Origin of the sequence: Mesorhizobium sp. M1066, from assembly GCF_040318635.1 — a bacterium.
In the GTDB taxonomy this organism is placed as follows: Bacteria; Pseudomonadota; Alphaproteobacteria; order Rhizobiales; family Rhizobiaceae; genus Mesorhizobium.
Genome location: NZ_JAMYMR010000004.1, coordinates 253,619 through 276,058 on the forward strand (window position 1 = coordinate 253,619; position 22,440 = coordinate 276,058).

Genomic DNA, 22,440 nt, shown 5'->3' on the forward strand with positions numbered 1-22,440 from the left:
GCCTTTCTGCCTGAAACGGGAGCGTCAGCTGCCGACGAGATTCAGCCTGGTTGAGCTGATCTTCGCGCCGGAGTTCCTGCCCTTGACGATCTTGATCTCAAGGCCGTCTCCAACTTTCGTCTTCCGAACCGCGTCGACGAACTTGAGTGCGGCGTCATGCGATGGCGCGAAGGCAAAGCCTGTCGGCCCCCAGGAACTCTGGCCGATGCCGACGGCGCCTGCGTCATTGAGACGGTGGGCCACTATCTCGACCCGCTTCGAGGTGAACACGCCCCCCTGCGCCGGGGCGAAATGGCTGCCGATCAGCATCTGTATCGCGGTGACGGCGGCGCCGAATGCCGGAAGGTCCCGCTCGACCAAAGCCGGCATAATGCCCATCAGTACCCTCCGGCAGATCTCCCCGCTGCCTGCCGTTGGGAATGGCGGCAGCGAGCGAAACGCAGCGACCTCGGCAGCGCCATGCAGTCCATGCCCGGAGAGGTCGAAGATGAGGATGACGCGCCACTCTTCCGGAAATGGCAGCCGCGCGACGACCGGAGGCGTTCCGCCGCGGTCGTTCTTGCCGGCGTCGACTATGACGCCGCCATCGTCGAAACTTGCGATGCCGATACCGGATCGGCCGCCCCGCTCGAGCAGGCTCGCGTCGCCGACGATATCCAGAGGCAAATTATGGAGAGTGCGCAACGCCGAGGCGACGGCAAGGGCGATCTGCGTGCCGGAGCCCAGACCCGCATGACTGGGTATCGACTGCTCGACCACCAAATGGTGCTGGCCGCGGATGCCGAGATGCTTGCAGAGCGTCGACAGATGCTCGCCGGCACGGGTGCTCTCGGAGCCTTCAACGATGGTCTCGCCGGACCGCGACAGGGTGACGACGGTTTCGGGTTCGCTCAATGGAAGCCCGACGCTGCCGAACCGCCGTCCGGCATCGCCATTGAGATCAAGGAAGCCAAGGTGCAGGCGAGCGGGCACTCGTATGGTAACAGAATTCGACATCTGCCCCCCGATGGGTGCATCATGGATGCATCATGGAAGTTTAGGTGCCCGGTACCATGATAACTGTTTTCGTCGATGGGGCAAGCTAAAGAGAATGCATGACGTGTTTGCCGGCTCCGGCGCGTAGACAGACCGAGCAATTCGCGGAGGTCGAGATGAACGAGACAGTCAAGGAAAAGGTCTATTCGGAAGCCGAGATCGCTGACCGGCTTGAGAAGGAGCTGCCGAAATGGCGTTACGAAAACGGCTGGATCCGGCGCAAATACAAGACCCACAGCTGGAAATCGACGCTCATGGTCATCAACACGGTTGGCCATCTCGCCGAGGCGGCGTGGCACCATCCCGATATCACCGCCTCCTATGCCTGGGTCGAGGTGCGCCTGACGAACCACGCGGCGAAAGGCATTACCGACAAGGATTTCGAGTTGGCGAAAAAGATCGAGGATGTTGTTCAGTGGCAGCCGGCCAAGGAAGGCGGGGCGCTGGAAGGCACTCCGTTGACCGATCAACGCTTCGCTTACGTCAAATATGACTAGGCAGGGTCGGAATTTGTTGACGGGTATGAAAACATTCGCTGATCCGCTGCAAGGTGGGGTTCACGGCCAATCCAGTTTCGTCTAGGATCGGGCCGGCACCAGAAAGTAGTTTAGCGAATGGCGGTTGCTTGGATCGGCAACCGGGAAGCGCTGATTGAGCACGTGGCTGCGCATGCCGCGTCGCTATTGTCGTCAAGTCGGTGCCCGGTTTTCAGCTTTGATACGGATATAGACGGCACCAGGGCGGCGATCGCGCTGGCCGAGCGGGCGGGCGCGGCATACGACCATGCCGATGGCGCGGCACTTGCCCGAGAGACCGCGCTTTTTACGGACAAGGGGGCAATGACCGTCGCCCCCGGTGAGACGCGCCGGCGTGCCGATGTCGTGGTGATCGTGGGCGAGCTCCCGCGGATCCATCATGGTCTTGTTGGCGAACTCGCTGGGACGGTTCCCGACCTCTCGACCGGGAACCAGCGCGCGTTCTTCGTGGTAGGCCCGGACGGGATGTCCCTGCCGCCGCTGAACGGCGGGCGCGAGGCAACGCAACTTTCCTGTGGCCAAGCCAGCCTCGCCGCCACGCTGGCGGCACTGAGAGCACAGTACAAAGGGCAGCGTACATCGCAACCGGTGTCGAATTTCAATGATTTCGCCAAAGCTCTGGCGGCCGCGCATTTTCCCGTGTTCCTGTTTTCAGGCCACGCCGCCGAAGGCTTGGCATTGGAGATGCTGCAAGGACTGATCGCCGATCTCAATCGCAAATCGCGCGCATCCGGCCTTCATCTGCCGGCGAACGAAAACGGCTGGGGAAGCACGCTCGCCTCGGCCTGGATGACAGGTTTTCCGCTGCGCACCGGCTTTGCGCGCGGCTTCCCGGAATTCGATCCCTGGCGCTGCGATGTGGCGCGCATGATCGCTGCCGGCGAAGCCGACCTGCACCTGCGGATCTCCGCCGCAACGGCCCAACCACAGAAAAAAAGGGCACGCATGGCGCTGATTGCGTTGACGAAAACGCAAGAGCCGGTTGCCGGCGCCGCGGTCACCATCGCCATCGGCGAGGCTGGGGTCGATCACGATGCGGTTGTCTACTCCAGCCGCACGGGCTCGCTCAGATCGATCGATGCGCAAGCGGCCTCGCAATTGCCCTCTGCCGCGACGATCATCCGCCTGATCGCTACCCACGCTTTCGCCGAGCCACTGCCATGCTGACGAAAATCGCCGGCGGCGACGTCATCGATCCCGTCAACGGACGTCTCGGCAAGGGCGACCTCTGGATCAAGGACGACAAGATCGTTCCGGCGCCGGCGGGAGGGGCGGCCGACCGGACCATCGAAGCCAGCGGCTGCATCGTGATGGCTGGCGCCATCGACATCCACTCCCACATTGGCGGCGGCAATGTGAACACCGCGCGGCTGCTCTTGCCCGAACAGCACGCCGCCCATCAGGTGAGGCCAGCAACGACGCCGCTCTCCAATGCCGGCTGGTCGACGTTCCAGACCGGCTGCCTCTACGCAAAGATGGGCTTTACGACGGTCGTCGAGCCGGCGATGTCGCCGGGAGCGGCGCTTCACACGCATCTCGAACTGGCTGACATCCCGATCATCGACAAAGCGACCCTCGCCATTCTCGGCAATGACGATTTCCTGTTGTCGATGATCCGCGACGACGCCCCCCGAACGATGATCGAGGATTATGTCGCCTGGACGGTCGCTTCGACGCGAGCGCTTGGGGTCAAGGTGATCAACGCCGGTGCGGCGGCCGCCTTCAAGGAGAACGTCCGCACTTTCTCGCTGGACGATGTCGTACCTTCCTATGGCGTCAGTTCGCGCAAGATCGTCAAGACGCTGCAGGCCGCCGTCGACAGTCTTGGCCTGCCGCATCCTTTGCATGTCCATTGCAACAATCTGGGCAGCCCCGGATCGGCGGAAACGGCGGCTGCGACGATTGCAGCGGCGGATGGGCTGCCGCTGCATCTCGCCCACCTCCAGTTCTATGGCTATGGCACGGAAGGAAAACGCGGGTTTTCTTCCGCCGCCGCACGGCTTGCCGAACTGGTCAACGCGACGCCGGAAGTCACCATCGATATCGGCCAGGTCATGTTCGGCCAGACGGTCACGGTCTCCTCCGACGTCATGCGGCAGTTTTCGGCGCGTGGCAGCGCGCACCCGAAAAAGACCGTCATTCATGATGGTGACGGCAATGGCGGCGGCATCGTGCCCTACAGCTATGGCAAGGACTTCTACGGCACGATGCAGTGGGCGATCGGGCTCGAGCTTTTTCTCCTGATCGACGATCCCTGGCGTGTGTTCTTCACCACCGATCACCCCAACGGTGCACCTTTTACCGCTTATCCGGCGCTGTTCGAACTGCTGATGAGCCGGGAAGCGCGCACCGAAATGACCGCCGGACTTTCATCATCCGCCCTGGCGCTCTCTACCCTGGCCGCAATCGACCGCGAATACACGTTCGAGGAAATCGCCATCATGACGCGCGCGGCGCCGGCCAAGCTGCTCGGCTTGACGGATCGAGGCCATCTCGGCGCCGGTGCAACAGCAGACATCGCTGTCTATCGCAGGGACCGCAGTATCGCGAAAATGCTCGGACAGGCGGCGTATGTTTTCAAGGATGGCGATCTGGTCGTGCAAGACGGGGAAATCATCCATTACCGCTGGGGCAAGGCATTGAGGCTCAAGCCACCTGTCGACAAGGCAATGGTGCGACGGCTCGAGGACTATCACCAGCAGCGCTACGGCCTGTCGCTGGACTGGTTCAATTTTCCGGATTCCGCGATTGCGCGCGAACAGCCATTCGGCGAGGTGCCATGCCGAACATGAGCGTCAATGGGGTGACGATCGACGATACCTTCGCCGAAGCCTTCGGCATGCGCGCAACCGCCATCGTCATCACCGCGCCGAGCCGGAAATGGGCTCGCCAGGCGGCGATCACGATGTCCGGCTTCGCCACCTCGGTGATCGGTTGCGGCTGCGAAGCGGCAATCGATCTCGACCTGCCGCCATCGGCCACACCGGATGGCCGGCCGGGCTGCCGCGTCATGATCTTCGCGATGGGAACGGACGAATTGCAGAAGCAACTGCTCAATCGTGTCGGCCAGTGCGTTTTGACCTCGCCGGGTTCCGCCTGCTTTGCCGGGCTGCAGGGCAGCGCCGAGCTCAAGCTCGGTTCGGCGCTGCGTTATTTCGGGGACGGCTGGCAAATCTCCAAGAAGATCGGCGACAGGCATTTCTGGCGTATTCCCGTCATGGATGGCGAGTTCCTGTGCGAAGCAACGACCGGACTGACGAAGGAAGCTGTCGGTGGCGGCAATTTCTTTGTCATGGCGCAAAGCAGCGCCAACGCTTTGGCCGCTGCCGAGGCCGCGGTCGCTGCGATCGGCATGGTGCCTGGCGCCATCGTGCCGTTTCCGGGCGGCATTGCCCGTTCGGGTTCCAAGATAGGTGGCAAATACAAAGGCATGATCGCCTCGGCCAACGAAGCCTACGCGCCGACGCTGCGCGGCGTCGTCGCGAGTGAACTCGGTCCCGACATCAACGCCGTCCTGGAAATCGTCATCGATGGTGAAACCAATGATGCAGTTGCCGCCGCGATGAAGGCCGGCATCAAGGCTGTCATACAGCTCGGACCGAAAAGAGGCGCGGTTCGCATCAGCGCCGGTAATTACGGCGGCAAGCTCGGAAAATTCATCTACTCGCTGAAGGATATGCTGCCATGAAGGCGCTGACCTTCACCCTGGTTGCCGAGCCGCCGGAGCGCCTTGACCTGTCGCCGCTGACGCCGGAGCGGCTGGCCGGGATCGAAAGGCGCGACGTCGAAAGAATCCAGATCGGCATGTCGAAGCACGGATCGAAGGTGGGCGACATTTTTCGCGTCGCCGGCAGCGATCCGACAAGCATCGTGTTTGAAGGTGGAAGCGCGCGCCTTGACCTTGTGGCGCAAGGCATGCGGGGTGGGTCGGTTCACCTCGTTGGCAGTGCCGGCGCCCAGGCCGGGCGCGCCATGCGCGATGGCAAGCTGACGATCGAAGGCAATTCGGGTCCATACGCCGGCTCCGGCATGCGCGGCGGCAGGCTTGAAATAACGGGCAATGCCGGCGACCACCTCGGTGCGCCGCTCGTGGGGGAACTGGCCGGCATGAACGGCGGTGTGTTGATCGTCAGGGGTAAGGCGGGCGCCTTCGCGGCGGACCGCATGCGGCGCGGCCTGATCGCAGTGCTGAAAGGCTCCGGCGACCTTGCCGGCAGCCGCATGATCGCCGGCACGCTGGTGGTGGCCGGTGGCACCGGCGAGATGCCCGGCTATCTGATGCGTCGCGGTTCGATCCTTCTCGATCGCGCGCCGGCACGCATGTCGCCGAGCTTCGTCGAATGCGGCGCGCCCGAGAGCGTTTTCGCCGCCATCATCGATCGTCATCTGATCGCCGAGGGCATTTTGAAACGGCCGCTTCTGGGGAGCGCACCGCGCAAATATGGCGGGGATAACGCAGTGCTCGGCATGGGCGAGGTTCTTTTTCCGCGCTGAGATCCGTCGACACAAGAGCCATAGGATGGCAGGACGCAAGTGCTGCCGCTGGATGGCAGTAGGTGGCGACCGTCATCCGACCCGCAACGTGGAGAACACATGAAAATCATCTCTCAAACGAAAGCCCATGGCGGCGTGCAGGGCGTCTATTCCCATTTGTCGACGAGTTGCCGTTGCGACATGACTTTTGCCGTTTTCATACCTCCGCAGGCGCGGGAGGCGCCTTGTCCCGTTGTGTGGTATCTCTCAGGCCTGACGTGCACCCACGCCAATGTAATGGACAAGGGCGAGTACAGGCGCATGGCCGCCGAGCTTGGCCTGATCGTCGTCTGTCCCGACACCAGCCCGCGCGGGGCCGACATTCCGGATGAAAAAGACAACTGGCAGTTCGGCTCCGGCGCTGGCTTCTATCTCGATGCGACGCAAGAGCCTTATGCGAAGAACTATCGTATGTATTCCTATGTCACCGAGGAGTTGCCAGCTCTCATCGCGGCTGAATTTCCAGCCGATATGGCGCGCCAGGCTATCTCCGGCCATTCGATGGGCGGGCATGGCGCGCTGACGATTGCCTTGAAGAATCCGCAGCGTTTCAAGAGCTGCTCGGCGTTTGCCCCGATCGCCCAGCCAAGCACCGCCGGCTGGTCGAGACCGGCTTTTGAGAAGTATCTCGGCAAGGATGAGGCCTCGTGGCGAACCTGCGACGCGACGTCGCTCATCGAGGACGGATACCGTTTCCCCGAATTTTTGGTGGATCAGGGAACGTCGGATGGATTTCTTGACGACGGGCTGAGGCCCTGGCTGCTTGAGGCGGCCTGCGCCAAAGCGGGTATTCCGCTAAAGCTGCGGATGCAGGATGGATATGATCACTCGTATCTTTTCATCTCCAGCTTCATGGACGACCATCTGAGATGGCATGGCGAGAGACTTTGAACTGGGCAGGCCGAAGGCATGGCCAGATGCAAACAAGTTATCGACTCCGACGCCTTACACCGAGGGCGCCGCGCCTGCCGCCGTCAAACGCTACACATTCAGCCCCGACGCCGCCCACGCGAAAGAACTGAAAGCAGTAGCCGACCTCAATGAGATCCCCGAGCCGCCCTGCGGCGAAATGCCTGACGGTATCCAGTATTTTCGAGGTGCTAGCGGGTGAGGGGCGGAAACTGCTGTTCGTGCGGATAGGCCAGGATGAGCCGTTGTTTGACGAGCAGACGCTACTGGTGTTGTCGCCGGGGTAGTTTCGAGATCAAACCCCAACTTGGTGGGACGGAGCAACCCAGTAAGGTTTATCTTGAAAGTGATCTGTAATATTGCTCTGAGGCAATTTTCTCCATGGTTGCCTTGACAACTCGATCTATGGGAGAAGATTCCTGGTAGTCTGCCGGAGCAATAAAATTAACGCGCCCGTCACTCAGCATTTTCTGTGATTTTGTCTTGGCGCCCTTAGTGTGCGGTCTAAATACCGCAACTGATGTGCCGCCGAGATTTTTGACTAGACGGAAACACGGCACGTCAGTAAGTCCATCACCAATGTATATCATGTTTGAAAAAGGAACCGGTCGATCCTCTGGTGGAACGTATTCATTTATCAATGAATTGTCGTAAACGTTGTGGCTTCCCTTGTTAATTCGAAAAAGATATTGAGTTTTTGTCGTGTAATTTAGCGCTAGCGCAGGCCAGACTGCGATTCCGTGATGATCATAGCAAAAAGAAGAGGCGTATATATTCTTGAAATGCTTAGATATCTTACTGCCAGATATCATCTCTCGAATTCCAGAAGAGATAACGTGGTGAGAAACTTTGATGCCGCCGTCTTTCCCGTAGCTATCTATACGGTCAAACCATTCGGCAACGCCATCGAACAGTTCTAGCCCTTTTCCATAGTTTTCAAAGTCTATTTTGCGAACTGTGACCTCTTTGCTAGATGCTTTTGCAAGCATCAGCTTCATGTATATAAGAATTTCATCTGCGTCATGCTTGATGCAGTCAGCTTTGACCTCACTCCAAAATGTCTTTTTGGTCATTCCAATCGCTGGAATGAAATCTCGCTCCTGCATATTTCCAGGAGCGAGAGTGCCATCAAAGTCATAACATATTGCCAGAGGAATTAGCTTTTGAACCAATCTCTCAACTATCCTTTCGGCGGATAGGGGTCATTCCCATATGAATTCCTAGCTCTAATTTTGCCGTCCGTTCCCTGCAATAATGCTTCACTTTGTGCGCCCCGCGCAAGTCTTCTTGTTTCAGACCAAGCTTCAGCCTGGGTTGAATGCACCGAAGATGCTCGACTTGCCCCCTCTTTCTTAACGGCCCAGCCGTCGTTACGCTTAGTAGTCCAATAATTTTCCGCCATCGTTCTTCTCCCTTGTGAACAAATCGCGAACAAACTTAGGCCAGCTTCGAGCCTCCTGCAACCTTTTTCCTCAGCTGCACCCGCTCGTCGAGCCGCATGTATCGCACTTCTCACAAGTCCCATTCCGCACCATGGTAAAATTCTGGCACTCGGAGCAGGAATTGCCGGTGTAGCCCTGGAGCAGCGATTTGGCGCGGCGGTCGTTGGCGAGTTTCTTGGCTTCGGCCGCCTCAACGGCCGCGGCGTCGGTGAACAATCCCGCCGTGGCGTCGGAAGCAGCCGCTTCCTCGAAGGCGATGTCCTCGGCCAGTTCCTTCGCCCGCTCCTCATAGTCGCGCTTGTAGGCGACCGCTTCGTCGCTGGCCGGTTTCAGGGCCAGCACGTTGGAGCCGGAGAAGGCGGTCGGCACTGAGCGGGCAGGGGCGCCCGAGGGGGCCGCAAAGCCTTTCGGATCATTGCCGCTGACACGCGACACCAGCTTTACCGGCGAGGCGCCACGGGTCAGGCCCTTGGAGACCGCATCGGTCTTGCCTTCGCTGATGCCGCGGCCAAGCGCGGTGTTGGAAAAGTCCGACTGGTCGACATGGGCGAGGTCGTTGCGGCCGAGATAGGAGATCGCCAGTTCGCGGAACACGTAGTCGAGGATCGACGTCGCGCTCTTGATGGCGTCGTTGCCCTGCACCATGCCGGCCGGCTCGAACTTGGTGAAGGTGAAGGCGTGCACATATTCGTCGAGTGGCACGCCGTACTGCAGGCCGAGCGAAATGGCGATGGCGAAGTTGTTGAGAAGGCCACGCAAGGTCGCGCCTTCCTTGTTCATGTCGATGAAGATCTCGCCGAGACGGCCATCGTCATATTCGCCGGTGCGCAGGAAGATGGTGTTGCCACCGATCTTGGCCTTCTGCGTGTAACCCTTGCGGCGGCCGGGCAGCTTTTCCTGCTCGCGCGACACGCGCTCGATGATGCGCTCGACGATCCGCTCGGTGATCTGTGCGGCACGTGCTGCCGCAGGTGCGGCGAGCAGCTGCTCGACGGCATCATCCTCGTCGTCCTCGCCATCGGCGAGCAGCGAGGAATTGAGCGGCTGCGACAGTTTCGAGCCGTCGCGGTAGAGCGCGTTGGCCTTCAGCGCCAGCTTCCACGACAGCATGTAGGCGCCCTTGGCGTCTTCCACCGTCGCATCGTTGGGCATGTTGATGGTCTTGGAGATGGCGCCGGAAATGAAGGGCTGTGCCGCCGCCATCATCTGGATGTGGCTGTTGATCGAAAGCGAGCGCTTGCCGATCTTGCCGCACGGGCTGGCGCAGTCGAACACCGCCAGGTGTTCGGCCTTGAGGAAGGGCGCGCCTTCCAGCGTCATCGCACCGCAGACATGGATGTTGGCGGCCTCGATGTCTTTGCGGGAGAAGCCGAGCGCCGGCAGGATCTCGAACGAGAAGTCGTTGAGCTGCTCGTCGGTGAACCCGAACGTCTCCTTCACCCAGTCGGCGCCGAGCGTCCACTGGTTGAAGACGAACTTGATGTCGAAGGCCGACTTCAAGGCTGCGTTGAGCGCGGCGATCTTGTCGTCGGTGAAGCCCTTGGCCTTGAGCGCGCCGGGGTTGATGGCCGGCGCCTGGTTGAGGTTGCCGTGGCCGACCGCATAGGCCTCCATCTCGGCGATCTGGGCTTCGGAATAGCCGAGCGTGCGCAGCGCTTCCGGCACGGCGCGGTTGATGATCTTGAAGTAGCCGCCGCCGGCCAGTTTCTTGAACTTCACCAGCGCGAAGTCGGGCTCGATGCCGGTAGTGTCGCAATCCATGACCAGGCCGATCGTGCCGGTCGGCGCGATCACGGTCGCCTGCGCGTTGCGGTAGCCATGCTCCTCGCCGAGTTCGATGGCGCGGTCCCAGGCGGCCTTGGCGTGGGTAGCAAGGTCCTGCTGCTTCAGGTCGGAAGCGACCAGCGGCACCGGATTGACGGCGAGCTTCTCGTAGCCCTGCTTCTCGCCATAGGCGGCACGGCGATGGTTGCGCATGACGCGCAGCATGTTCTGCGCATTGCGGTCGTAGTCGGCGAAGGCGCCGAGCTCGCTGGCCATCTCGGCCGAGGTGGCATAAGCCATGCCGGTCATGATCGCGGTGAGTGCGGCGCAGATCGCGCGGCCTTCATCGGAGTCGTAGGGAATGCCCGACGTCATCAGCAGGCCGCCGATATTGGCATAGCCGAGGCCGAGCGTGCGGTATTCGTAGGACTGCTTGGCGATCTCCTTCGACGGGAACTGCGCCATCATGACCGAGATTTCGAGAACGATGGTCCACAGCCGCACCGTGTGCTCGTAGGCTGCGATGTCGATCGTGCCGTCGGCGTTGCGGTAGGGCAGCAGATTGATCGAGGCGAGATTGCAGGCCGTGTCGTCGAGGAACATGTATTCGGAGCACGGGTTGGACGCCCGGATCGCACCGGCGGAAGCGCAGGTGTGCCAGTCATTCATCGTGGTGTTGAAATGCAGGCCCGGATCGGCCGACGCCCAGGCGGCGTAACCGATCTTTTCCCAGAGATCCCTGGCCTTCAGCGTCTTCAACACCTTGCCGTCCTTGCGGGCGGTCAGGTGCCAGTCGGCATCGTCCTCGACGGCGCGCAGGAAATTGTCCTTCAGCGACACCGAATTGTTGGAGTTCTGGCCCGAAACCGTGAGGTAGGCATCCGAATCCCAGTCGGTGTCGTAGGTCTTGAACGACATCGAGCTATAGCCCTGCTTGGCGAACTGGATGACGCGGTAGATGTAGTTCTCCGGCACAGCGGATTTCTTGGCCGCCTTGATCTCGCGCTTCAGCGCGGAGTTGATCGACGGATCGAAGCAGTCGTCGCCATTGCCTTCGCAGTTGACGCAGGCCTTCATGATCGCTTCGAGATGCTTCTTGACGATCTTCGAGCCGGTCACCAGCGAGGCGACCTTCTGCTCTTCATTGACCTTCCAGTCGATGAATTCCTCGATATCGGGGTGGTCGGCGTCGACAATGACCATTTTGGCGGCGCGGCGCGTGGTGCCGCCCGACTTGATGGCGCCCGCCGCGCGGTCGCCGATCTTGAGGAAACTCATCAGGCCCGACGAGCGGCCGCCGCCCGACAGCTTTTCGCCTTCACCGCGCAGCAGCGAGAAGTTGGAGCCGGTGCCGGAGCCGTATTTGAACAGGCGCGCTTCACGCACCCAAAGGTCCATGATGCCGCCCTCGTTGACGAGATCGTCCTGTACGCCCTGGATGAAGCAGGCATGCGGCTGCGGATGCTCGTAGGAGGATTTCGACTTGGTCAGCTTGCCGGTGAACGGGTCGACATAGAAGTGGCCCTGGCTCGGGCCGTCAATGCCATAGGCCCAGTGCAGGCCGGTGTTGAACCATTGCGGCGAGTTCGGCGCGACGCGCTGAGTGGCCAGCATATAGGCAAGCTCGTCGCGGAAGGCGCGCGCGTCTTCCTCCGACCCCTTGAAGTAGCCGCCTTTCCAGCCCCAGTAAGTCCAGGTGCCGGCAAGCCGGTCGAAAACCTGGCGGGCGTCGATCTCGGAACCGTAGCGCTCGGCTTCCGGCAGCTTGGCGAGTTCCGCCTCATCGGCGACGGAGCGCCAGAGGAAGGAGGGGACGTCGTTCTCTTCGATCTTCTTCAGGCGCGCCGGCACACCGGCCTTGCGGAAATATTTCTGCGCCAGGATATCGGCTGCAACCTGGGAGAACTGCGCCGGCACGTCGATATTGTCCAAGCGGAACACCACCGAGCCGTCCGGATTCTTGATCTCCGAAAGCGCCTTGCGGAATTCGATCTCCGCGTAGGCAGATTGTCCTGGCTTGGTGAAACGACGCTCGATGCGCATTGGTCCGGTCCCTTTTGTCTATATATAGCGCTTTTCCCAAGGGATTTCTGCCCCCGATGCGAAACGCGCATGTCCGCCGTCTGCCGGGCGTTCGAAACGACCGGCTCTCCATTTTCGCGGTCTCCGCCGGCCCTGCTGGTCAAACTCCTTGCGAAGTATCTGTCCAACGCGCCGACGAACCCGCGGGTCCCTCAAAACTGATTTTTTCCGATTCCCTCGATCGAGGGAAATTCACACTATCTAGCGTCGAACCTACCTGCAAACACTAAATATAGTATTAACAGACAATTTATTCAAGCCCGACAATTGTCCCTATCGTCCCCAACCGCCCCACAATCCCAACGCTTCCGCCGGCCTCGTAAACAGGCGGAAATGCGAGCAAAAACGCACATAGTCCGGGAAAAAAGACCGGGCTCAGAACTTTCCGGTCGCACTCTCAACAGGAGCACATGGCCTATAAAAGGCGACTCGTTTTGCGCCGTCAAGGATTCGTTTGCGTAGCTTTTGTGACCCCAACATCTTGTGTGTCACATATGTGGATAACGGGGATAGAATGCAGGCGCGGATCACGATTTTCTGCGCGCAAGCTTGCCCGGGCGTCAGCCGTAATGCAGCCGGGGCTTTGGCTCGGTGCCGGTGAACTGCACCCCGATACGGTCGTTGCGACGCCAGCGGACCTCGCACCGATAGGCAACGCCGTCGAGCGGCACATAGAGAAGGAATCGATCTGGGATCCGGGCTTCGAGCGGTATCTTCAGTTCGGCGCCGCCGTCGTGCTGATTGCGCAGCGTGCAGCCGACTTCCGAATTCGAAATTCCGGTGATGATCGACCCGCCCTTGAGCACGCGCGGACGACGCTCACGCTGGGGCTCGTCGGACTCGTTTGGAATTGGATTTGCGGGATTCGCCATCGATCAAAAATACCAGAGCTGCCGAATCCTATCCTTGATTCCTTAGCAAAGCATTCATGTCGATACGCGGCAACGCATGTCTAGCCTTTGCTAGCCAGTCCCGTTTTGCAAAGAGCGCGGTGTAGCCGCCCGTCAGGAGAAGCTGTGCGGGTCGGCGCAGAAATAGGCGATGATCTGGCAAAGGTCGGGTTCGTTGACCATGCGCACCGCTTCGCTTGCACGGACCCATTTGCGGGTGCGTGAGTGTTTCTCCTTCCAGCGGTCCGCGACTTTGTCGACGTGCAGCGGGAACACCAGGACCTCGCACGGCACTTCTTCGCCGGAAGCCAGTACCTTGGCGTAGAAGTAACGGCCGGCTTCAAGATGAGAGACACGGCCGCGCAGTCCGGCTTCCTCGCCGGCTTCGCGCGCCGCGGCCTCGCAGAGCGGCTCCCTGGCCTCCGGCCAGCCCTTGGGCAAAACCCAACGGCCGGTATCGCGGCTGGTGATCAGCATGATTTCGACGCCGTCTCCCGTGTCGCGCCAGGGCAGGGCGGCAACCTGCAGGCGGCACGGCGCCGTGCCGAAGAGCCGTCGGACCCTTTCGGCCAGATGATTGTGTGTCGTTGGCCTCGTCAACATCGAAGAAGCTAGCCCCAGCCTCCGGAATCGTTTGCCGTCTCACGAATCTTACGGCTAATTGTCGGCAATAAAAGTAAAAAATTTCATTCGCTTGGCCGATTTCCGCCGATAGACGTCGATTTCACAAAATATCCGGCCCTGCCGGACCTGTTTGCGAAAGCAAATCATGCCCAGTGCAAGCTGCCGGTCTGTAACAGGCAGGTAGTTCCGAATCAGCCGGCGTGGTCGTCGGCGATCGGCTTCTGGTAGGTGAAGCCCATGTCCCACGGGAAATAGATCCAGGTGTCCTGGCTGACTTCAGTGACGAAAGTATCGACCAGCGGCCTGCCTTTCGGCTTGGCATAGACGGTGGCGAAATGCGCCTTGGGCATCATCGCGCGCACGATGCCCGCCGTCTTGCCGGTGTCGGTCAGGTCGTCGATGATCAGCACGCCGGCGCCGTCTTCGTCGAGAAGGGCAGGGGTGATCTCCTTGAGGACCTGCAACTGCCCCTGGCTGGCATAGTCGTGATAGGAGGCGACGCAGACCGTCTCGATGACGCGGATGCCGAGTTCACGCGAGATGATCGCCGCGGGCACCAGCCCGCCTCGCGTGATGCAGACGATCGCTTTCCATTGCCCCTTGTTGGCGCCGGCAAGCCGCCAGGCGAGCGCCCGGGCGTCGCGATGGAACTGGTCCCAGGAGACCGGAAAGGCTTTTTCGGGAAGGGACATGTCGCGCACTCCACAGCACGCGGGGATCGCGCGCAGGAAAACAGGGGAATGCGCGCGGAATTAGCTGGAAAGCCCCCATCTTGGCAAGAGCAAGGGCCTAGGCAGGGGCAAGGGCCAGCGGCCGCTGTGGACTTACCGCGACAGGAAGGCTGCCACCGGCGCGGTGCGCAGCACAGTGCGCGTCACCCCGCCGAACAGCAGCTGGCGCAGCCATGAGTGGCTGTAGGCGCCGAGCACCAGCAGATCGGCGCCGGTCTCCGCGATCCTGGTCTGGATGATGTCATCGACCGAACTGCCGCCCGACTGCTGCACCGAGACGCTGACGGTGGCGCCGTGGCGCGATAGCGCCGACGCGATTTCGGCGCCGGCGGCCTCCGGGCTGTCGTCGAGCGTCTCAGGAGGGTCGATAACCAATATGTCGGTCTTCTCGGCTTCGATGATGAAAGGCAGCGCGTCGAAGGCGGCGCGTGCCGCTTCCTTGCTTCCGTTCCAGGCGAGCAAGACGCGTTTGAAGGTGGTGATCAGCGGACCCTCGTGCGGCACCACCAGCACCGGCCGGCCGGCATCGTAGACCAGCGTGTCTACGTCGGCACTGGAATCGCCGCCCGTTTCGCGCTGCGCCGCTATGATCAGGTCGGCGGCCCGCACGCTCGAAATCCCGGTCAGCGCGCTGTCACCCGAAAAGCTTTCCAGGCTTCGCCACTCGAAGGAAAGACCGGAATCCTCGATATGCCTGAGAAACAGCGTCCTCAACTTCTCGGCCCGTTCCCGGTTCATATCTGCCGAAACCTGCAGGAATTCGGTGTCCGGAAAGCCTGTGGCGGAGGTGTAGGGCACGGGAAGCGTTTCGGCGTGGATGCCGACCAGATGGCTCTGAAACCGGGTGGCGAGCGGAATGGCGCAGTCGAGCACGCGCTCGGCGTCCTGCTCGTTCTGCAGAATGGCGACGATGGTTTTGAATCGCATGACAATCCCTCGGTTTACGAGCCGGCGAACTCGTGCCGGGGAAACGTTGCAGAGTCGTGCTTTGTTCCGGCCTGGACCAGATCAGCCGGGATTGCTGGCGAAGCCGGCGACCATCGCCTCGACATCGGCGCGGGCGGCGTCCAGCGCCTCCTGGCTGCGGGCACGCACGACCAGTTCGGTCCAGAACTTGCCGTCGCCATATTTCGGGTAGGAGCCGATGATCGTATCGGGATGCGCTTTCTGGATATCACCCAGCGGCCCGCCGATGAGGCCTTCGCCGAAGGGGCAGGGCACGGTCGCCGAAAGCATCTTCGTGCCGGCCTTCAGCGTCGGCACGACATTGTCGAGCATGGCTTGGAAAATCGATGGCACGCCGGCCATGACGTGGACGTTGCCGATGCGGAAGCCAGGTGCGACCGACACCGGATTGTCGATGAGATCGGCGCCGCGCGGCATCCGCGCCATGCGCTTGCGGGCCTCGGTGTATTCGATGCCGCGCGCGGCATAGCTCGCCTCCAGCATCGCATAGGCCTTGGCATCGTATTCGCAAGGCACGCCAAAAGCCTTGGAAATGGAATCGGCCGTGATGTCGTCATGCGTCGGGCCGATGCCGCCGGTGGTGAACACATAGGTGTAACGACTGCGCACGGCATTCACCGCTGCGATGATCTCATCTTCCTCGTCAGGGACGATGCGCACTTCCTTCAGGTCGATGCCGATCGCCGTCATGATGTCGGCGAGATGGCCGATATTCTTGTCCTTGGTGCGGCCGGACAGAATCTCATCGCCGATGACGAGCATGGCGGCGGTCACGATTTCAGGCATGGAAGGCTCCGGCAAGGCGAGTGGCCTGGGAAGGCGAGTGGTCTGAGATAGCGCGGCGCGACGGTGGCCGCAATGTCATCTTCGCGCCGCCAAGGCGAGCCGATGAGGTCAAGGATCTAGGTTCGAACTGGTCGAGGGAATAGGGCACATGCCGCAATTCGTGATCCCGGAGCGAACCGCCGCATTCATGGAGCGCATCGCCGGCCGGGCTTTGCTGGTCAGGGCCTCAACTGAGCTTCACGACAATTTCAAGGAACCATTCGGCTGACTACCGGGTTTTATGAGTGTCGCACCCAAGGCGGCTAAGATACGGAGTGATTCAATGGTTACAAAAATTCTCGCAGCATCTGTTCTGACGATCGGTCTCGCAACATCGGCGATGGCGCAGTCACTGGACGACAGGTATTCCAACAATCGTGATTGGTGGCTGTTCGGCAACAGCGACCAGACAACCGTCGACCCTTATACCACGGGAAGCATCAGTGACGGCTCCGGATTGAACACCCAAGGCAATACCGGCGCAATAGGCCCATGTGCCCACAACACGCCAGGCCCGGACGCCAACGCAGGGCAAAACGTCAACGATCAGTATTGCGGCAAATAGCCAGAACGCGATTTCCGAAAAGCGCACACTGATTTTCTGGAAAGCAATGTTCGAGGGCTAGTCCGCAAGGACAGCCGCTGGCCGCTGGCGCGTCCTTTCTCCGGACGGCGCTGCGGTCGGCGCCCTGTCGGACCGCTCAACATCAAGCGCTATACCGAATTAATCTGAGACTTCTGTCTGCGGCCGGTCGCGGCCGTCGGCCAATTCTTCGTGCCATTTGCCTTCGGCGTCCTCATACTGGATGCCGTCGGTCGCTCCGGCGACCTGCTGCTCGGCCGAGGCGATTTCGGCTGCGCGCAATGCGTCCTGATGCGTGGGAAACGTCTCGGAAAAGGTCGCTCCGACCTTGTAGGCCCAGCCGCCGTCATGCTCGACGATCTTGTAAGTCAGCTTCGCCATGGAAAACCTCCGGTTGAAAGGTCCGTCTGCTCAATGCAGCCGGTCGTCGGGCAGTCTGTCGTCGGGCACCAGCACTTCCGATTCCTTGGCGGCTTCAATCAGCGCCCGGCGCGCATCTGCTGTCGAACGATAACCTTCCAGCACTTTGAGGCAAGTGTCGAGGGCATCACGATGGCGCGGGCCGCGATTGAGCGGCCACACCGTCATCAGGCACTCCGCGGCCTCCTGGGCGCTGCGGATGTGGCGATATTTGCCGACGTGGCCAAGTTCGACGACGACCGGCACTTCAAAAGGTTTGTTGTCCATCATGGCCGCAACGCAAAGCAGCCAATTTGGTTGCAACCATGGCCGTCAGCCTGCGCCCAAACGTCTCAGAGGCTGTTTGAAGGCTCTACACCTGCGGTCAGCGCGCAACCGGCAAGAATGCCCTGAACAGGTTTCCTCCCAAGCCCAGCCACGCCTACTCCACGCCAACAGCTTGCGGACGGAATAGCAGCGAAGCACCGTCAAGCTGTCTGGAGGCAGGAGGAGCGCGCGTGTCGGGAGCGCCGACCGTTCAGCCCACCGCCTTCATCCAATGCTGCATCGTCGTCACCGAACGGGCAAGCTGCGGCGCCGGGTGGATCGTTTCGCTGAATGTCGCCGCCGCACGCCATCCCCAGCGCGGATCAGCCAGGAAGGCCCGCGCCAGCGCCACCATGTCGGCGCGGCCCTCCGTGAGGATCGCTTCGGCCTGCTTGGGGTCGTCGATCAGGCCGACGGCACGGGTCGGAATATCAGCACCCTTGCGCACCGCCTCCGCCAGGTGCACCTGATAGCCGGGGCCGGCGGGCAATTTCTGCAACGGCGAATTGCCGCCGCTCGAGCAGCAGAGATAGGCAACGCCCTCGTCCTTGAGCGCTTTGGCCACTTCGATCGCGTCCGCCACGTCGAAGCCGCCATCGACCCAATCCATCACCGACAGCCGCGCGCCGAGCATCAGCTTTGGCGTAGCCTTGCGCACCGCCTTGGCGATTTCGACGGCAAGACGCATGCGGTTTTCCAGCGAGCCGCCCCAGCGGTCCGTGCGCTGGTTGGACAAGGGCGACAGGAACTGGAAGATCAAATAGCCATGCGCGGCGTGCAGTTCGATGAAATCGAAGCCGGCGCGTTCGGCCCGCCTTGCGGCTTCGGCGAAGCGTTCGATGAGCTGCAGGATCTCCTCGTCCTCCAGTGCGTGCGGCACGTTCCAGCCGGTGTCGTAGGGGATGGCCGAGGCGGAAACGGTCTGCCAGGGATCCTCGTTTGGCTGCAGTGGCCCGCCGCCTTCCCACGGCTTGCGGTTCGAAGCCTTGCGGCCGGCATGGGCGAGTTGGGAGCCGAATTTCGTGCCGGGTGCGGCGACGCGTCGTGCGGCGTTCAGTGCGCGGCGGGCGGCGGCTTCATTGTCTTCGGAATAAAGGCCGAGGCAGCCATGGGTAATACGCCCGCGCCGCTCGACATCGGTCATCTCGACTGTGACCATGCCGGCACCGGACATTGCGAGATTCATCCAGTGATGGAGATGCCAGTCACTGGCCGAGCCGTCGTCGGCGGAATACTGGCACATCGGCGCGACGGCGATGCGGTTGGGAAAGGTGAGGCCGTCGAGGGTGATCGACTGGAAAAGCGACGCTGTCATGAGAAACTCCGGGAGGGTTCGCAGCTATTTAGGCGACCGATGGCGCCTGCGCCAGACACGAGGCGGTGAAAGGGGTTCTGGACCAATCACTGACGGGATTGCCGAAATGCCGGTTCGCGGATAGGCCTCGGCAATGCATGGCGCCCAAAAGTGGCCCCGGTTTGGGAGAACGACACGCATAAAACAGGAGCATAAAGCGCGACGCGCTTTTGCATGGAGACCACGATGGAAGATCGTATTCGCGTCCGTTCGGAGGAAATCCTCTCCGACGACTGGGCCGTCCTGAAGAAGACCGTTCTCGACTACCGTCGGCGCGACGGTCAGTGGGAGACGCAAATCCGCCAGACCTATGATCGCGGCGATGGCGCGGTGATCCTGCCTTACGACCCCTTGCGTTCGACCGTGCTTCTGGTGCGCCAGTTCCGCTATCCCGCCTACGTCACCGGCCACCGCGAGCCGCTGATCGAGGCCTGTGCCGGCCTGTTGGACGAAAACGATCCCGAAACCTGCATCCGCAAGGAGGCGGAGGAAGAACTCGGCTACCGGCTGCAGAACGTCGAGCGGCTGTTTTCGCCCTATATGAGCCCCGGCAGCGTCACCGAACGTCTCTGGTTTTTCATCGCCCGTTATTCACCCGCCGACCGCATCTCGGCCGGCGGCGGCGCGCAAGAAGAGGGCGAGGACATCGAGGTCCTGGAACTGCCGCTCGACGAGGCCCTGGCCGGCATCGCCGATGGCCGTATCCTCGACGCCAAGACCATTATTCTGATCCAGCATCTGAAGCTCAATCCGATCGCTGCCTGAACCGAGCTTCCGTGGCCGCCACCCGAAGCTCGAAGAGCGAAGGGTGGTGCGGATGAAGGGACTCGAACCCCCACGCCTTTCGGCACTGGAACCTAAATCCAGGGCGTCTACCAGTTCCGCCACATCCGCATGGACCGGCAATCCCATGTGGCCATCATTCTGTCAATGTCGGAGACAAGATGTGGGTCAGTGACAAGATGTGGTCAGGTCCAAATGCTGGTTATTCGCCGGGATGCGAAGACTGTTGAAAATTGGCCTCGCCTGTGACAAAAGGCGTGTCAAATGTGACGGGACGCGACGATCCGCTTCTGCAGAATGTGATAAGAAGTAGGAAAAACAAGAACTTATTCACATTTTGGAACGCAGTTTGGGAGAGTTTGAGCCGGGTTTTCGGTCAAATCGCCAGGTTCCGTACCAAAAGCCATTCCCGGCAAGAATATACCGGCAGGCTGTGAACGGCAGAGGCCGTGGCAGTCTCATTGGTGAAAACAAAGGTTTTACGATGCAGGTCACCGAAACGCTCAACTCCGGTCTCAAGCGAGAGATCAAGATCACCGTGCCGGCCGGTGACATGGAAGCCAAGCTGATGGCGCGGCTTTCGGATGCCAGGAACAAGGTCCGCATCAACGGCTTCCGTCCCGGCAAGGTGCCGGTGCAGCACCTGCGCAAGGTCTACGGCAAGTCGTTCATGGCCGAAGTGGTCAACGAGATCCTCAACGATTCGACCCGCTCGATCATCACCGGGCGTGGTGAAAAGGCTGCCATGCAGCCCGAAGTCATCATGACCGAGGACGAGAAGGAAGCCGAGAAGATCCTGGCCGGCGGCGCTGACTTCGAATTCCGCCTCAACTACGAGATCATTCCGGCGATCGAGATCAAAGACTTTTCCGACATCAAGGTGACACGCCAGGTGTTCGACGTGCCTGATGCCGAGATCGACGAGCAGGTCCAGCGTGTTGCCGAATCGGCGCGCAGCTACGAGCCGAAGACCGGCAAGGCCGCCAATGGCGACCGCGTCACCATCGACTATGTCGGCAAGATCGACGGCGAAGCCTTCAATGGCGGCGCCGGCACCGATCAGCCGCTGGTGTTGGGTTCGAAGGAATTCATCCCCGGCTTCGAGGATCAACTGGTCGGCGCCAAGGCCGGTGACGAAAAGCAGGTCACCGTGACTTTCCCGGAAAACTACCAGGCCGCGCATCTGGCCGGCAAGGAAGCGACCTTCGACGTTACCGTCAAGGAAGTGTCCCAGCCCGGCGCGCTGGAGATCAACGACGAGACCGCCAAGAACCTCGGCCTGGAGTCGCTGGAACGCCTGCGCGACGTCGTGCGCGGCCAGATCGAGAACCAGTTCGGCGCCATGACGCGCCAGAAGGTCAAGCGCCAGCTGCTCGACCAGCTCGACGCGTCCTACTCGTTCGAGGCGCCATCGAAGCTCGTCGACGCCGAGTTCAACAACATCTGGGCGCAGGTCAATCGTGACCTGGAAGCAGCCGGACGCACCTTCGCCGACGAAGAGACGACGGAGGAAGAGGCGCGCGCCGAGTATCTGCGGCTTGCCGAGCGCCGCGTGCGCCTTGGTCTGGTACTGGCTGAAATCGGCGAGAAGGCCGGCGTCACCGTATCGGACGAAGAGCTGCAGCGCGGCCTGTTCGAGCAGGTGCGCCGCTATCCGGGCAACCAGCAGCAGGAAGTCTTCGAGTTCTACCGCAACAACCCGGAAGCGTTGAACACGCTGCGGGCACCGATGTTCGAGGAAAAGGTGGTCGACCATCTGCTCGGTCAGATTTCGGTCACCGACGTCAAGGTCAGCAAGGAAGAGCTGATGGCCGACGACGAAGAGGACGAGACCGCCGTCAAGGCGAAGCCGGCGAAGAAAGCCGCCGCCAAGAAGGCCGACGCCAAGACGGCCGACGACGCGGAAGAGCCCAAGAAGAAGGCCGCGCCGAAGAAGAAGGCCGCCGAATAACACCAGCGCTCCGCTGAAACAGGAAGGCCGCCGTCGAGGCGGCCTTTTTCGTTGCCAAACTGCAACAGCCGCCATGCTTCGCGAGCGATGGCCTGTGGCGACCAAGCTTTGATCATTATCTGCGCTTCTATTGCAAGCCGCTTGGTTGTTGGAGGGCGTGTTGAGACTGTTCGTCGAATTGGGACACGCTTCGGTAATCGCGCTGATCCTTGTTTCGGTCTGCGGCATTGCCCAGGCCGGCACGGTGCCTGACAACTGGCGGTTCGGCACGAGTGAAGACGGCCTCGTCACGGCCTCGCTCTATGCCACCAACAAGCTGATCACCGGCGGCGGTGCCTTGAGCTACAGCCCGATCCTGACGATTGCCTGCCGGGCAAACGGCGAGCCGCATTGGACTGAATGGCTGCAATTGAACGACGCTGTTTCGGCCAGCCGCAAGATCACCATGTCGCTCACGGTCGATCAGGAGAGCAAGTTCGATGAAAGCTGGGCGGTCGGGCCGCGCGGCCGGATGCTTGTGCGCGATGGCGTCGATGGCATCAGGCGCCTTGTTGCCGCGAACCGGCTCCAGCTTTCGTGGCGGTTCGGGCTGCTGGCGGGGCGCGGCGAGGCCGATTTCGACCTCGCCGGGTTCGGCGAAGCGGTCAACCAGGTAGCCGGCAGCTGCAACACCGATCCGCCGTGAACGGACCGCAACGGGCACGGC

The 22,440-nt window shown here is 61.2% G+C and carries 22 protein-coding genes and 1 tRNA gene; 10 read left to right on the forward strand and 13 right to left on the reverse strand.

Features of this window, described 5'->3' with window-relative positions; translation table 11 throughout:
* Positions 1 to 24: 24 nt before the first annotated feature.
* Positions 25 to 996, reverse strand: a complete 972-nt coding sequence (locus NKH52_RS09095) for a beta-ribofuranosylaminobenzene 5'-phosphate synthase family protein (protein ID WP_352729654.1) — start codon at positions 994 to 996, stop codon at positions 25 to 27.
* Between the two features lie 155 nt (positions 997 to 1,151).
* Here NKH52_RS09095 and NKH52_RS09100 point away from each other — a divergent pair, with 155 nt between their 5' ends.
* From NKH52_RS09100 to fghA, 6 genes are all read left to right on the forward strand, one after another.
* Positions 1,152 to 1,532: a 4a-hydroxytetrahydrobiopterin dehydratase gene (locus NKH52_RS09100; RefSeq protein ID WP_013532029.1), complete on the forward strand. Its 381-nt coding sequence runs from the start codon at positions 1,152 to 1,154 to the stop codon at positions 1,530 to 1,532.
* A gap of 117 nt (positions 1,533 to 1,649) precedes the next feature.
* Positions 1,650 to 2,738 (forward strand): tungsten formylmethanofuran dehydrogenase, encoded by a 1,089-nt coding sequence (locus NKH52_RS09105; protein ID WP_352729656.1) that lies wholly within the window; start codon positions 1,650 to 1,652, stop codon positions 2,736 to 2,738.
* Positions 2,732 to 4,363, forward strand: coding sequence for a formylmethanofuran dehydrogenase subunit A (locus NKH52_RS09110; protein ID WP_352729658.1), 1,632 nt, complete (start codon positions 2,732 to 2,734; stop codon positions 4,361 to 4,363). The genes NKH52_RS09105 and NKH52_RS09110 overlap by 7 nt, the downstream gene beginning before the upstream one ends.
* Complete coding sequence (gene fhcD / locus NKH52_RS09115; RefSeq protein WP_352729660.1) at positions 4,351 to 5,259, forward strand: formylmethanofuran--tetrahydromethanopterin N-formyltransferase; 909 nt, start codon at positions 4,351 to 4,353, stop codon at positions 5,257 to 5,259. Before NKH52_RS09110 ends, fhcD begins: the two co-directional genes overlap by 13 nt.
* Positions 5,256 to 6,065: a formylmethanofuran dehydrogenase subunit C gene (locus NKH52_RS09120; protein WP_352729662.1), complete on the forward strand. Its 810-nt coding sequence runs from the start codon at positions 5,256 to 5,258 to the stop codon at positions 6,063 to 6,065. The genes fhcD and NKH52_RS09120 overlap by 4 nt, the downstream gene beginning before the upstream one ends.
* A 99-nt stretch (positions 6,066 to 6,164) precedes the next feature.
* On the forward strand, positions 6,165 to 6,995 hold the full coding sequence (gene fghA / locus NKH52_RS09125; RefSeq protein WP_352729810.1) for an S-formylglutathione hydrolase: 831 nt from the start codon (positions 6,165 to 6,167) through the stop codon (positions 6,993 to 6,995).
* A 353-nt stretch (positions 6,996 to 7,348) separates the two neighbouring features.
* Here the strand turns inward: fghA and NKH52_RS09130 are convergent, their stop codons facing one another.
* The 8 genes from NKH52_RS09130 to NKH52_RS09165 all read right to left on the reverse strand — a co-directional run bounded on the left by NKH52_RS09130 (position 7,349) and on the right by NKH52_RS09165 (position 16,298).
* Entirely contained in the window at positions 7,349 to 8,185 is an 837-nt protein-coding gene (locus NKH52_RS09130; protein ID WP_352729664.1) for an HAD family hydrolase, read from the reverse strand.
* An 8-nt stretch (positions 8,186 to 8,193) separates the two neighbouring features.
* Positions 8,194 to 8,538 (reverse strand): DUF2188 domain-containing protein, encoded by a 345-nt coding sequence (locus NKH52_RS09135; RefSeq protein ID WP_352729666.1) that lies wholly within the window; start codon positions 8,536 to 8,538, stop codon positions 8,194 to 8,196.
* A complete protein-coding gene (locus NKH52_RS09140; RefSeq protein ID WP_352729668.1) occupies positions 8,486 to 12,262 on the reverse strand; it encodes a vitamin B12-dependent ribonucleotide reductase in 3,777 nt (1,258 codons plus the stop codon). The genes NKH52_RS09135 and NKH52_RS09140 overlap by 53 nt, the downstream gene beginning before the upstream one ends.
* Positions 12,263 to 12,861: 599 nt before the next feature.
* The gene (locus NKH52_RS09145; protein ID WP_352729670.1) at positions 12,862 to 13,173 is read right to left on the reverse strand and encodes a PilZ domain-containing protein; all 312 of its coding nucleotides are present in this window, start codon (positions 13,171 to 13,173) and stop codon (positions 12,862 to 12,864) included.
* Between the two features lie 132 nt (positions 13,174 to 13,305).
* Positions 13,306 to 13,794, reverse strand: coding sequence for an NUDIX hydrolase (locus NKH52_RS09150; RefSeq protein ID WP_023810435.1), 489 nt, complete (start codon positions 13,792 to 13,794; stop codon positions 13,306 to 13,308).
* Between the two features lie 212 nt (positions 13,795 to 14,006).
* Positions 14,007 to 14,507, reverse strand: coding sequence for a xanthine phosphoribosyltransferase (gene gpt / locus NKH52_RS09155; protein ID WP_352729672.1), 501 nt, complete (start codon positions 14,505 to 14,507; stop codon positions 14,007 to 14,009).
* Positions 14,508 to 14,639: 132 nt separating this feature from the next.
* On the reverse strand, positions 14,640 to 15,473 hold the full coding sequence (locus NKH52_RS09160; RefSeq protein WP_352729674.1) for a universal stress protein: 834 nt from the start codon (positions 15,471 to 15,473) through the stop codon (positions 14,640 to 14,642).
* 81 nt (positions 15,474 to 15,554) lie between these two features.
* Complete coding sequence (locus NKH52_RS09165; RefSeq protein WP_352729676.1) at positions 15,555 to 16,298, reverse strand: competence/damage-inducible protein A; 744 nt, start codon at positions 16,296 to 16,298, stop codon at positions 15,555 to 15,557.
* A gap of 322 nt (positions 16,299 to 16,620) precedes the next feature.
* Between NKH52_RS09165 and NKH52_RS09170 the strand changes: the two genes are divergently transcribed.
* On the forward strand, positions 16,621 to 16,902 hold the full coding sequence (locus NKH52_RS09170; protein ID WP_352610642.1) for a hypothetical protein: 282 nt from the start codon (positions 16,621 to 16,623) through the stop codon (positions 16,900 to 16,902).
* A gap of 159 nt (positions 16,903 to 17,061) precedes the next feature.
* Here NKH52_RS09170 and NKH52_RS09175 read toward each other — a convergent pair whose 3' ends face one another.
* From NKH52_RS09175 to NKH52_RS09185, 3 genes are all read right to left on the reverse strand, one after another.
* A complete protein-coding gene (locus NKH52_RS09175; RefSeq protein WP_013532013.1) occupies positions 17,062 to 17,301 on the reverse strand; it encodes a DUF2188 domain-containing protein in 240 nt (79 codons plus the stop codon).
* A gap of 30 nt (positions 17,302 to 17,331) precedes the next feature.
* Positions 17,332 to 17,610: a DUF982 domain-containing protein gene (locus NKH52_RS09180; protein WP_013532012.1), complete on the reverse strand. Its 279-nt coding sequence runs from the start codon at positions 17,608 to 17,610 to the stop codon at positions 17,332 to 17,334.
* Between the two features lie 247 nt (positions 17,611 to 17,857).
* Complete coding sequence (locus NKH52_RS09185) at positions 17,858 to 18,961, reverse strand: NADH:flavin oxidoreductase/NADH oxidase (RefSeq protein WP_352729678.1); 1,104 nt, start codon at positions 18,959 to 18,961, stop codon at positions 17,858 to 17,860.
* A 225-nt stretch (positions 18,962 to 19,186) separates the two neighbouring features.
* On the opposite strand from NKH52_RS09185, the gene NKH52_RS09190 reads away from it, so the two are divergent.
* Positions 19,187 to 19,765, forward strand: coding sequence for an NUDIX domain-containing protein (locus NKH52_RS09190; protein WP_352729680.1), 579 nt, complete (start codon positions 19,187 to 19,189; stop codon positions 19,763 to 19,765).
* Positions 19,766 to 19,809: 44 nt separating this feature from the next.
* Here NKH52_RS09190 and NKH52_RS09195 read toward each other — a convergent pair.
* Positions 19,810 to 19,894, reverse strand: a tRNA-Leu gene (locus NKH52_RS09195).
* A 373-nt stretch (positions 19,895 to 20,267) separates the two neighbouring features.
* Between NKH52_RS09195 and tig the strand changes: the two genes are divergently transcribed.
* Together tig and NKH52_RS09205 are read left to right on the forward strand one after the other, a co-directional pair.
* Positions 20,268 to 21,734 (forward strand): trigger factor, encoded by a 1,467-nt coding sequence (gene tig / locus NKH52_RS09200; RefSeq protein ID WP_352729681.1) that lies wholly within the window; start codon positions 20,268 to 20,270, stop codon positions 21,732 to 21,734.
* 160 nt (positions 21,735 to 21,894) lie between these two features.
* Positions 21,895 to 22,419, forward strand: coding sequence for a hypothetical protein (locus tag NKH52_RS09205; RefSeq protein ID WP_352729683.1), 525 nt, complete (start codon positions 21,895 to 21,897; stop codon positions 22,417 to 22,419).
* The last annotated feature ends 21 nt before the right edge of the window (positions 22,420 to 22,440 follow it).

Excerpts from the sequence above, each read along its gene's own strand:
- NKH52_RS09095 (WP_352729654.1), bottom strand. The coding sequence starts at position 996 with ATGTCGAATTCTGTTACCATACGAGTGCCCGCTCGCCTGCACCTTGGC.
- NKH52_RS09100 (WP_013532029.1), top strand. The coding sequence starts at position 1,152 with ATGAACGAGACAGTCAAGGAAAAGGTCTATTCGGAAGCCGAGATCGCT.
- NKH52_RS09105 (WP_352729656.1), top strand. The coding sequence starts at position 1,650 with ATGGCGGTTGCTTGGATCGGCAACCGGGAAGCGCTGATTGAGCACGTG.
- NKH52_RS09110 (WP_352729658.1), top strand. The coding sequence starts at position 2,732 with ATGCTGACGAAAATCGCCGGCGGCGACGTCATCGATCCCGTCAACGGA.
- fhcD (WP_352729660.1), top strand. The coding sequence starts at position 4,351 with ATGCCGAACATGAGCGTCAATGGGGTGACGATCGACGATACCTTCGCC.
- NKH52_RS09120 (WP_352729662.1), top strand. The coding sequence starts at position 5,256 with ATGAAGGCGCTGACCTTCACCCTGGTTGCCGAGCCGCCGGAGCGCCTT.
- fghA (WP_352729810.1), top strand. The coding sequence starts at position 6,165 with ATGAAAATCATCTCTCAAACGAAAGCCCATGGCGGCGTGCAGGGCGTC.
- NKH52_RS09135 (WP_352729666.1), bottom strand. The coding sequence starts at position 8,538 with ATGGGACTTGTGAGAAGTGCGATACATGCGGCTCGACGAGCGGGTGCA.
- NKH52_RS09140 (WP_352729668.1), bottom strand. The coding sequence starts at position 12,262 with ATGCGCATCGAGCGTCGTTTCACCAAGCCAGGACAATCTGCCTACGCG.
- NKH52_RS09145 (WP_352729670.1), bottom strand. The coding sequence starts at position 13,173 with ATGGCGAATCCCGCAAATCCAATTCCAAACGAGTCCGACGAGCCCCAG.
- NKH52_RS09150 (WP_023810435.1), bottom strand. The coding sequence starts at position 13,794 with ATGTTGACGAGGCCAACGACACACAATCATCTGGCCGAAAGGGTCCGA.
- gpt (WP_352729672.1), bottom strand. The coding sequence starts at position 14,507 with ATGTCCCTTCCCGAAAAAGCCTTTCCGGTCTCCTGGGACCAGTTCCAT.
- NKH52_RS09160 (WP_352729674.1), bottom strand. The coding sequence starts at position 15,473 with ATGCGATTCAAAACCATCGTCGCCATTCTGCAGAACGAGCAGGACGCC.
- NKH52_RS09165 (WP_352729676.1), bottom strand. The coding sequence starts at position 16,298 with ATGCCTGAAATCGTGACCGCCGCCATGCTCGTCATCGGCGATGAGATT.
- NKH52_RS09170 (WP_352610642.1), top strand. The coding sequence starts at position 16,621 with ATGGTTACAAAAATTCTCGCAGCATCTGTTCTGACGATCGGTCTCGCA.
- NKH52_RS09175 (WP_013532013.1), bottom strand. The coding sequence starts at position 17,301 with ATGGCGAAGCTGACTTACAAGATCGTCGAGCATGACGGCGGCTGGGCC.
- NKH52_RS09180 (WP_013532012.1), bottom strand. The coding sequence starts at position 17,610 with ATGATGGACAACAAACCTTTTGAAGTGCCGGTCGTCGTCGAACTTGGC.
- NKH52_RS09185 (WP_352729678.1), bottom strand. The coding sequence starts at position 18,961 with ATGACAGCGTCGCTTTTCCAGTCGATCACCCTCGACGGCCTCACCTTT.
- NKH52_RS09190 (WP_352729680.1), top strand. The coding sequence starts at position 19,187 with ATGGAAGATCGTATTCGCGTCCGTTCGGAGGAAATCCTCTCCGACGAC.
- tig (WP_352729681.1), top strand. The coding sequence starts at position 20,268 with ATGCAGGTCACCGAAACGCTCAACTCCGGTCTCAAGCGAGAGATCAAG.